General features: G+C 60.6%; 9 protein-coding genes, 1 tRNA gene and 1 pseudogene. 7 read left to right on the forward strand and 4 right to left on the reverse strand.

Annotated elements, in window-relative coordinates; all coding sequences use genetic code 11:
• The 3 genes and pseudogenes from AB6M95_RS18920 to AB6M95_RS18930 form a co-directional block, all read right to left on the reverse strand.
• On the reverse strand, nt 1-518 hold a 518-nt coding region (locus AB6M95_RS18920), incomplete at its 3' end, for a hypothetical protein (RefSeq protein WP_371388311.1).
• Nucleotides 519-542: 24 nt separating this feature from the next.
• Nucleotides 543-737: pseudogene (locus AB6M95_RS18925) on the reverse strand (DUF6538 domain-containing protein); the annotation flags it as partial.
• A gap of 153 nt (nt 738-890) precedes the next feature.
• Nucleotides 891-977, reverse strand: a tRNA-Leu gene (locus AB6M95_RS18930).
• A gap of 227 nt (nt 978-1,204) precedes the next feature.
• On the opposite strand from AB6M95_RS18930, the gene modA reads away from it, so the two are divergent.
• The 3 genes from modA to AB6M95_RS18945 are packed head-to-tail and all read left to right on the forward strand — an operon-like array spanning nt 1,205 to nt 3,351.
• The gene (modA, locus tag AB6M95_RS18935; RefSeq protein ID WP_371388303.1) at nt 1,205-1,939 is read left to right on the forward strand and encodes a molybdate ABC transporter substrate-binding protein; all 735 of its coding nucleotides are present in this window, start codon (nt 1,205-1,207) and stop codon (nt 1,937-1,939) included.
• Nucleotides 1,940-1,942: 3 nt separating this feature from the next.
• Nucleotides 1,943-2,599, forward strand: coding sequence for a molybdate ABC transporter permease subunit (gene modB / locus AB6M95_RS18940; RefSeq protein WP_371388304.1), 657 nt, complete (start codon nt 1,943-1,945; stop codon nt 2,597-2,599).
• Nucleotides 2,596-3,351 carry an ATP-binding cassette domain-containing protein gene (locus tag AB6M95_RS18945; RefSeq protein WP_371388310.1) on the forward strand — a complete coding sequence of 252 codons (756 nt, stop codon included), beginning with the start codon at nt 2,596-2,598 and terminating at the stop codon, nt 3,349-3,351. The genes modB and AB6M95_RS18945 overlap by 4 nt, the downstream gene beginning before the upstream one ends.
• Nucleotides 3,352-3,398: 47 nt before the next feature.
• Here the strand turns inward: AB6M95_RS18945 and AB6M95_RS18950 are convergent, their stop codons facing one another.
• A complete protein-coding gene (locus AB6M95_RS18950; RefSeq protein ID WP_371388305.1) occupies nt 3,399-4,496 on the reverse strand; it encodes a metallophosphoesterase in 1,098 nt (365 codons plus the stop codon).
• A 113-nt stretch (nt 4,497-4,609) separates the two neighbouring features.
• On the opposite strand from AB6M95_RS18950, the gene AB6M95_RS18955 reads away from it, so the two are divergent.
• From AB6M95_RS18955 to AB6M95_RS18970, 4 genes are all read left to right on the forward strand, one after another.
• Nucleotides 4,610-4,819 (forward strand): TOBE domain-containing protein, encoded by a 210-nt coding sequence (locus tag AB6M95_RS18955; protein ID WP_371388306.1) that lies wholly within the window; start codon nt 4,610-4,612, stop codon nt 4,817-4,819.
• A 338-nt stretch (nt 4,820-5,157) separates the two neighbouring features.
• The gene (rfbG, locus tag AB6M95_RS18960) at nt 5,158-6,252 is read left to right on the forward strand and encodes a CDP-glucose 4,6-dehydratase (RefSeq protein ID WP_371388307.1); all 1,095 of its coding nucleotides are present in this window, start codon (nt 5,158-5,160) and stop codon (nt 6,250-6,252) included.
• A gap of 316 nt (nt 6,253-6,568) precedes the next feature.
• Entirely contained in the window at nt 6,569-7,450 is an 882-nt protein-coding gene (locus AB6M95_RS18965; RefSeq protein ID WP_371388308.1) for a homing endonuclease associated repeat-containing protein, read from the forward strand.
• A gap of 516 nt (nt 7,451-7,966) precedes the next feature.
• Nucleotides 7,967-8,923: an integrase domain-containing protein gene (locus AB6M95_RS18970; protein ID WP_371388309.1), complete on the forward strand. Its 957-nt coding sequence runs from the start codon at nt 7,967-7,969 to the stop codon at nt 8,921-8,923.
• Nucleotides 8,924-8,942 lie beyond the last annotated feature (19 nt).

Raw genomic sequence — 8,942 nt, forward strand, 5'->3', positions numbered from 1 at the left:
AGGACATCTGTCAGGCTGTTGAGCGTGGACATGATATCTTTGGCGCTGCCCTCGCTCCAGCGTTTGGCGGCGATCCTGTCCGCCTTGTACCGTTTCAGGGCTTCGGAAAGCAGGATTTGGGGCTTGGTTTCCTGTGTCGGCTGTGGAGCGACTGATTCGGGCGGCAGGATTGATTTTTCAAAGGTGTAATCGCCTTCGGCCCGGTGGCTGATGATGCGATAGTAGGCGATAAGGGTTTTGATGAATTCGTGCGCGAATTCATCGGACAGGGGGAGCGAGTCAGGTGGACCGAAAGCCCCGTCCTCAGCCGCCATGATCGTGTATTCCCGCATGGTTTCGTAGTCCTTGGACACCATCAGGGTCTTGAGCGTTTCGATAATCCTTTCGGTGTCTCCCGGCACATACTGCGTGTGGGGGCTGGGCGTGGTGAGGTTGTTGATGGCAATGTGTTCATTTTCTTTCAGGAACCGCTTAAGCCAATCGTTCATGAATACTTTTATCTGGTCGAAATCATCCATGGGGAGTTCACCGTTCCTCATCTTGGTCAGTATTCGTTTCACACCCGAGGCCAATATTCGGGCCTTGGGCCTTGCCTCGGCTAGGTAGCCTGTCTGGAGAGACATCCTGACTTCGGAGCGCCCCAACGAGTCCCGCAGGTCGTGCGGGATGACGTGGCGAAAATAATAGATTGAGCCTTTCCGGTAAAGGTGGTTCGGGGAACGCGCGATTTGCGGCATGTGACGTCTCCGGCGGTAGACGATTCCGGGTACTTTGACCCATCACTTTGACCCCTTGGGGTCAAATCACGCCGAAAAGAAGACGATCACGTAACTTGCCGGATAAAAAAGAAAAAGGGTTGCGGTGTGTTAGCCGCAACCCTTGTTTCATTCTGGTGCCGAAGAGAAGACTCGAACTTCCACGGTCGTGAGACCACATGGTCCTGAACCATGCGTGTCTACCAATTCCACCACTTCGGCACGTTCAGGAAGAGAATGTCTATAAGAGAACCGGGCGGTTGGCAAGCACTATTTTACATTTTTTCACGGGGACGGGGACGGGGTGAAACCGGCCCGGATCGGCCGCCGCAGTATTGTCACGTTTTCTGGTATTCGCGTGACACGCTTGTCCGAAGTGTCCGGATGTTCATATTAACGGGGCACGTCCTCAACCCTTTACAGCGTGAAAACCTACCTCAGGAGTCGACATGAAACGCATTTTTTCCCTGATACTTGTCCTGTGTCTTCTCGTTCCCACGGGAGCGTTCGCCGCAGACCTGTTCCTCGCCCAGGCGGCCAACTTCACCCCGGTCATGAAGGAGATCATCCCCGCCTTTGAAAAGGCCACCGGCCTCAAGGCCGAAGCCACCTACGCCTCCACCGGCAAGCTGTACGGACAGATCGTCAACGACGCGCCCTTCGACATTTTCCTGGCCGCCGACGAGAAGCGTCCGAACAAGCTCTTTGCCGACGGCCTGGCCGAGAAGCCCTTCGTCTACGCCAAGGGCCAGGTGGTCCTGTGGTCCAACGACAAGAATTTCTGCGGCGACGATTGGAAGGCCATCGTGGTTAACGCCGCCGTCAAGCGCGTGTCCATCGCCAACACCGAGACCGCGCCCTACGGCACCTCGTCCATGAAGGCCATGCAGGCCGTGGGCATCTGGGAGAAGGTCCAGCCCAAGCTGGTCTTCGGCCAGTCCATCTCCCAGGCCTTCCAGTTCGCCTCCACCGGCTCGGCCGACGTGGGCTTCTGCGCCTACTCCTCCGTGTTCACGGACGAGGGCAAGAAGGGCTGCTTCACCGTGGTCGACGAGGCCCCGCCGGTCGTCCAGGCCGCCTGCGTGCTGAAGTCCGCTCCCCATGCCGACGCGGCCGCCAAGTTCGTCAAGTTCCTGGCCTCCCCCGAGGTGCAGGCTATGAAGCTCAAGTACGGATACAAATAGCTCATGGATTGGACACCACTGATCCTCTCGGCCAAACTGGCCATCTGGACCATGTTGCTCATCCCTATCTTGGCCTCCCCGATGGCCAGCTTGCTGGCCTTCGGGAGGTTCAGGGGGAAGAGCCTCCTTGACGCCGTGGTCACCCTGCCCATGGTCATGCCGCCCACGGTCCTCGGTTTCGCGCTGCTCGTGGTCATGGGCCCGCGCGGCTACCTGGGCGGCCTCTGGGAGGACGTCACCGGGAACCGGTTGGTCTTCAGCTTCACGGGCATCCTCCTGGCCTCGCTCGTCTTCAACCTGCCGTTCGCGGTCCAGCCCCTTCGGGCCTCCCTGGAAAAGCTGGACCCGAGGCTGCTCGAGAGCGCGGCGGTCCTGGGGTTGTCTCCCCTGGCCACCTTTTTCCGCATCGTCCTGCCCAACTGCATGGGCGGCCTGGCCGCCGCCTCGATCCTGGTCTTCGCGCACAGCCTCGGCGAATTCGGCGTCATCCTCATGGTCGGCGGCAGCATCCCCGGACAGACCCAGGTGGCCTCGGTGGCCATCTTCGAGGCGGTCGAGGCCCTGCGCTTCGACGACGCCTTCCGCATGTCGGCGGCCCTGATTCCCGTCTGCTTCGCGGTGCTGCTGATAATCAACAAGATCAATGCGAGGCGTGCATAATGCTCAATGTCGACATGAAGAAGCGGTTGAAGCACTTCGATCTCGATCTGGCCTTCTCCTGCGCCCCTGGCGAACTCACGGCGGTGATCGGACCCTCGGGCGCGGGCAAGACCACCCTGGTCCGGCTGCTGGCCGGGCTGGAGCGTCCCGATGGGGGAAGAATCACGTTCGGGGATACGGTCTGGGCCGATACGGAAAAACGGCTGTTCGTGCCCGCGCGCAAGCGGGGCCTGAGCCTGGTCTTCCAGGACTACACCCTGTTCCCGCACCTGACCATCCGCAAGAACGTGGCCTTTGCCGCGTCCGACGAGGGCAGGGTGGACGAGCTCATGTCCATGTTCGGCATCCGTCACCTGGAGTCGAGCAGGCCGTCGGCCATCTCCGGCGGCGAACGTCAGCGGGCGGCCTTTTGCCAGGCCCTGGCCCGCGACCCGGTCCTGCTGCTCCTGGACGAGCCGTTCTCGGCCCTGGACGTGGCCAACCGGCGCAATCTGCGCAGTTGTCTCAAGGAACTCAAGAACGAGCTGAACATCCCCATTCTGCACGTGACCCACGACCTGGACGAAGCCCTGTTCCTGGGCGACACCATCCTGGCCGTGGAGAGCGGGAAGATCGCCCCCAACTGGCTCAATGAACAGCAGGCCATCCAGCGCCATCTGGCGGTGTCCGGCCTGGCCAGGGGCGAGGAGCCGGCCACGGCCCACGCCGAAGAGCCCCGCGCCCTGAAGCGCGCGATGCTCGGCTGCGGATGACCGAGCCGGTTCCTGTGGCGCGTCCGGCCTTGAAGCGCCGGGCGCGTTCAGCCCGCGCGCAGGGTGATCTTGAGTATTTCCCCCGGCTTCCACAGCCGCATGCGCACCCCCCACGATCCCGCCCCCCGGCTGACGATGAGCGCCATGGGACCGATCGAAAATCTTCCTTCCACCAGCGGATAGGTCAGGCGCACCACGTAGTTGAAGGGCCATATCTGGCCGCCGTGGGTGTGCCCGCAGAGCATCAGTCCGGCCCCGAGAGCCGCAGCCTGCTCGTAGCGCAGCGGGGTGTGGGAGAGCAGGATGGCCGCTCCGGGAGGGCGGTTCTCCAGGGCCAGGGCCACGGGATCGAGGTGTCGGCGTTCCTTGGGGATGGATTTCAGGTCCTCCACCCCGGCCATCACCAGCCCGGGCGCGGGCGAGACCCAATTGTCCATCAGCACCGTGAATCCGGCCTCTGCGAGTACGCCCAGGGCCTTTTCCGGAGAGCCGTGGTTCTCATGGTTGCCCGGCACTGCATACACCCCGAGCGGGGCGCGCAGGGTGCGCAGGGCGGGCAGGTAGTCGTCGAGCCGCCGGGAGTGACCCTCCACGGTGTCGCCGGGGAGCACTATCATGTCCGGCTCGAGGGCCATGATCTGGTCCGCGCGGGCCATGAGCCAGCCCGGGCCCGTCTGGGTGCCCGCGTGGAGATCCGAGGCCATGGCCACCACCAGCCCGTCGAGATCGGTCGGCAGGCCGGGCAGGGTTATTTCATATTCGGTGACGACCGGGGCGCGCATGCCCTGGACCAGGGCGATGCCGGACAGGACCAGGGCGCCCGCCAGGGCGAGCCCGCGCAGCTTCGGCGCCAGGCGCGGCAGGATCGTGCCGAAGCCGGTCGGCAGGTCCACGGCGGCCAGGAGCACCGCGGCCAGGAAAAGGACGACGAGCAGGGACAGTCCGGCCGTCTCCACGGCCTGGGACCACGGGCCGAAGTTGGCCCGGCCCGTGTACCGGGCGATTATGATGAGCAGCCATGCGCCCAGTGCGAGGCGCACGCGGACCCTACGGTCCAGGCCGCCCGCGAGGGGGACGCCATCCATGCGCAGGAACACGTAGACGGCCATGATCGCCGCCACGGCCAGGAGAGGGATTCCGAACATCGCGCACCAGTATCAGGTCCGGTTTCGAAACGCCAGAGAGCACGGCTCCCGTCCACCGGGCCACGAATTTTGTCCCGCACATCCCATCAACCTCAAAAGAAAGGAGGCTCATCATGAAACTGAGCGCCAGAAACCTCATTCCCGGCCTGGTCAAGAGCGTGACCGTGGGCATGGTCAACGCCGAGGTCGTCATTGAAATTGCCCCGGGCGTGGAGGTCGTCTCCGTGATCACCAAGAACTCGGTGGAGCGCATGGACATCAAGGTCGGCGACGAGGTCGAGGCCATGGTCAAGGCGACCAGCGTGATGGTCGCCAAGGATTAATCCGCCGCGTCCCGCCCCGGACGACGGCCAGGGACATCCCCGAAAGGGGGTGTCCCTTTTCCGTGGCCGTCCACCATGCCGGAATTCCGGCACTTATGGCCCGCATGCCCCGGCGGGCAGGGGTGGATGGCCGATGGAACGTTGACGCCGGGCGCTTTTGGGAGCATACCCGCGCCTGCGGGCGGCCTCCTTTCGGGGCCGGTCCGCCGGAGTCGTCGAGCGTCCGGGGAACCGGATGCCAGTGCCCGCGACGGCTTCCGGCGGGATAAGTGCAGTCCGCGCCAACGCGACGACCTCAACCCCCTCCGGGCTCCGGGCGACGGCCCCTCTATAACAGCATGATTCCGTTTTCCGATTTTTACCGAGGCCGGAAGGTGTTCCTGACCGGCGACACCGGGTTCAAGGGCGCATGGCTCGCCCTGTGGCTCCACGCCCTGGGCGCGGAGGTCACCGGGTATTCCCTGGTTCCGCCGACCGAGCCCAACCTGTTCGAGGCCGCCGACGTGGCGGACCGCATCCGTCACATCGCCGGGGACATTCTCGATGCCGAGGCCCTGGACCGGGCCATGGACGAGAGCCGTCCCGAGGTGGTCTTCCACCTGGCCGCCCGGTCGGCCATCCCCGAGTCCCGCGAGTACCCCATGGAGACCCTGCGCACCAACGTCATCGGTTCGGCCAACGTGCTCGAATCGGTGCGCCGGACCGATTCCGTGCGCGTGGTGGTCTGCGCCTCCTCGGACAAGTGCTACGACAATGTCGAGCAGCCCTGGGGCTACCGCGAGAACGACCCGCTGGGCGGCAGCGACCCGTACAGCGCCTCCAAGGGGGCCATGGAACTCGTCTGCTCCTCCTGGAGCCGGTCCTTCTTCCTGCCCGAGGGGCGCGTGGGCTCGGCCACGGTCCGCACGGGCAACATCATCGGCGGCGGTGATTTCAACCCGCACCGGCTGGTCCCGGATTACATCCGCGCCGTGCGCGACGGCCGGATCCTGGATATCCGCCGGCCCAACGTCGTGCGCTCCTGGCAGCACGTGCTCGAACCCCTGAGCGGCTACCTCTGGCTGGCCGTCCAGCTGGCCGGGGACCCGGCCCGCTTCAGCGGGGCCTGGAACTTCGCGCCCGCGAACAATTCCTGCTCCGTCGAGACCCTGGTGGAGACCATCCACTGCCTGAGCGGCATGGGCGGCTGGAAGGCCGTGTCCGGGGACCCCTGTGAACCGCACGAGGCGGACATGCTCAAGCTGTGCAGCGACAAGGCCGCCACCCAGCTGCAATGGAAGGCGGTCCTGGACCTGGAGCGGGCCGTGGACATGACCATGCGCGGCTACGGCCCGTTTCTCGGCAGGGAATACGACGCCGGAGAGGTCTGCCTGGGTCAGATCGAGGAATACACCGCCTTCGCCGCCCGCAAGGGCATGCCCTGGGCGTTGTAGGGCGCAACTCGCCCGTGGCTCGTTGACGCCGTCCCGGCCCCTCCGAATAACAAAAGAAAAAGGGTTGCAACGTTAGCTGCAACCCTTGTTTCTATCTGGTGCCGAAGAGAAGACTCGGTAGTCCTGACTTTTCGGCTGTGCGGCAATATGTTGATTTTATTTGTCTATTCTTTTTCGACGTGTCCTTCCTGACTCTTGATTGACCTATCATCTTGACCCCATTGAGGCAAGGGGCAGTGGGATCAATTGCTTCGGTTATTAATTCTTGCTATCGTTTTGCCGATTGCGAATACCTAAGCAGGAAATGGATGTTACGATGAAGTTCGAGATGAATGGTCTTGATGACTATAGTGATGACTCTTTGCTGGATGAAGTCCGCAGAGTAGCAGAGTTGTTGGATGAGAAACCACTTCGGATAAGTCAGTTTAAAAAGCATTCCAAAGTTTCTGAGTCGACCGTAAGAAGGAGATTTGGAGGGTGGGAAAAAGCCCTCCTCGCTGCCGGGTTGGGCGAGGGATATTTCACTGATGTTAAGGAGTATACAAAATCAGATGTTTTGGAAGAGCTAAAACGTATTTCAGTTATGCTGAACAAGAAATCGCTAACAGTCAAAGAAGTAGAAAAATACAGTGTTTTTGGTTCTGGATTGGCTAGTTTGCGAAGGTTATTCCCTTCATTTAATAAAGCAATGGAAGAGGCTGGACTTGATGTTGTCCCTCTTGGCAAGCGGTATACGGATGAAGATTGTTTTGAAAACATGTTGCAAGTTTGGACATATTATGGACGTCAGCCTAAGCATGCAGAGATGAAGAAAGCCCCGTCAATAGTTGGTCCTAAAGCTTATGTACGGAGATGGGGGACTTGGCGTAAAGCTGTATTTGCCTTTGTGGAGAGGGTTAACCAGGATCTGGATCAGTATAATGAAAAAGTCATTGCAGTCGAGAGCAGGCCTGTTGTCTCAGTTAAGAAGGCTAAGTCTCAAGCTGAATCTAGGGAAATACGGCTTGGATTGAGGTACGATATTTTGAAAAGGGATTGCTTTAAATGTGCTATTTGCGGGCGTAGCCCTGCAACGAATGTCAGCTGCAAGCTGGAAGTAGATCATATAAAGCCGTGGTCAAAAGGGGGCTTGACCACTTCAGACAATCTACAGACTTTGTGTGACCTGTGTAACCGGGGCAAGAGCAACAAGATGTGATTTTTGTTCTGGCACCCTTGCGCGTCGAATCTCCGGGATGATAAGACAAGGCATAACCCAGTTAGGTTGAGTCACCAGAAGGAGGTAAAAACGCACTCAGGCGCGTTCATAAGTTTTGACGATAGTCTAAACTGATGAACGCTTAAGTAGGCACTAACGTGCCGTAATGCCAAACACTTCTTTGCCGTTCAATTCCAAACGGTACGCTTTCACATCCAAACGCCAGACTGAAGCACAGCACCCCCGCCGGACAAACGCCAGGTATCTATACGCCTGCCGTTGTCAAAATTCCCCCACGGCCACCGCCTATGCGCAGGACGAACGAGCCTGCGTGGTGGCACCCCCTATTAAATGGATTCCTGAATTTTCCTTCAGTGGGAAACGGACATTGATTTGTCTCGTGTCGGTTGTTGTGTGGCGCATTCGCGCCATAGGCAGGTTATTCCCCGGCAAACGGGGAAGGTCCGACCTGCTTTGTCCCGGGGCGCTGCCCCGAACTTCAGGAAGGAGATTCACATGAAATCCATCAGTCTGGTATTGGGCGCGAACAGGGCAACCCTGTCCGGTCCGCGCTCGAAGCAACACAGGGTCCGTCAGAATGCCCGAGCCTTTGCCAAGCGGCTTCGCCGTGCAGGGTTTGGGGTCAACAAATGGACCAACGTCACGAATAAGCATTTTGCGGCTGTTGCCCGGCAAATGCAGGAAGAAGGCAAGGGTGACGGGCGCATCGCCGAAATCTTTTCGGCGGCCCGTGACCTTTGCAAGGCCTACGGGAATACCGGCATCAGCCCGACCAATGACGTGTTTGACGTCCGGCGGGGCAGCATTGCCAACGCCAACAGCAAAGCGGTTGCCCCCGCCTTCGTACAGGGGGCAATCGACAAGCTGGAAAACGAGCTTGGCTATGAATACGGTCCCCGGTGTGCTGCCCAAATCCGCCTGCAATGGGAACTGGGCCTTCGCCGGGAAGAATCGGCCAAAGTCGATCTGGTCAGCGATTGGGACAGGGAAGGGCGTAGCCTCCTCGTCCAGTTCGGGACGAAAGGGGGACGGCCGAGGACGCTGACCAATCTGTCCGACAAGCAGCAGGAAGCCTTGGAACGGGCGTTGCCATATATCAGCCAATCCGACAGGCCGGGGATTCATAATCTCATGCCGAGCGGGATGGGCGACAAGTGGCAGGAAAAACTGTCCTATGCGGCCAAGCTTTGCGGGTTCACCAAGAGAGAAAGCGGGTGGACGCTGCACAGTAACCGTCATGAACGGTTTCACCGTATGTACGTCGAGCACACGGGCTTTCAGCCGCCCAATCAGCACGAATCCGTGGAAGCCTTCCAGAAGGCCGCACAGGACACGGCAGGGGACGAATGGCCCCGGCTCGACGCCGAAGCCCGTGACGAAATCGAAGTGACCGCAGGACATTCCGCAGGAAGGCGTGATGTGTCCGATGCCTACCTTGGCAGCAGTCAGTGACAGGACCCCGCTTCGGCGG

Origin of the sequence: Pseudodesulfovibrio karagichevae (assembly GCF_041414475.1) — a bacterium.
In the GTDB taxonomy this organism is placed as follows: domain Bacteria; phylum Desulfobacterota; class Desulfovibrionia; order Desulfovibrionales; family Desulfovibrionaceae; genus Pseudodesulfovibrio; species Pseudodesulfovibrio karagichevae.